This is a genomic window from Chimaeribacter coloradensis, assembly GCF_002858715.1.
Taxonomy (GTDB): domain Bacteria; phylum Pseudomonadota; class Gammaproteobacteria; order Enterobacterales; family Enterobacteriaceae; genus Chimaeribacter; species Chimaeribacter coloradensis.
Window position 1 is genome coordinate 1 of the sequence record NZ_PJZH01000077.1, and the last position, 436, is coordinate 436.

Annotated in this window: 1 protein-coding gene; it reads left to right on the top strand. The window is 63.5% G+C overall.

The genetic code is table 11. From position 1 onward, the window contains the following. Positions 1-166 precede the first annotated feature (166 nt). Positions 167-436, top strand: a 270-nt coding sequence (locus tag CYR32_RS21205; RefSeq protein WP_277621955.1) for a 2-dehydropantoate 2-reductase N-terminal domain-containing protein, incomplete at its 3' end; no start/stop codon positions are given.

Here is a 436-nt window from a genome sequence, read left to right on the forward strand (position 1 = left end):
GCCGGATGCAAAATCGTGCCTGCCCTCTGGCATGGCGGCGCGGCAGGCGGCATACTGCCCGCGCCGGGGGCAGGAAAGTCTATACTCTGCGGATATGCGCATCCGGGACAGGCGGCCCTGCCGGAAAGAGGGGCACGGTTTGCCGCTCACGGCCAAGGGAGGAAACATGAAAATTACAGTGCTGGGTTGCGGCGCGCTTGGGCAGGTCTGGCTTTCTGCGCTTCACCGGCAGGGGCATGATGTCCAGGGCTGGCTGCGGGTACCCCAGCCTTTCTGCTCGGTCAATGTCATTGATGAACACGGCACCGCTTACAACCATACCTTACCCACCAATGACCCGGAGCATCTGGCGCAGAGCGAGCTGTTGCTGGTGACGCTGAAGGCGTGGCAGGTTTCCGGTGCGCTGATCCCGCTGCTGCCGAGGCTTCACCCGGAC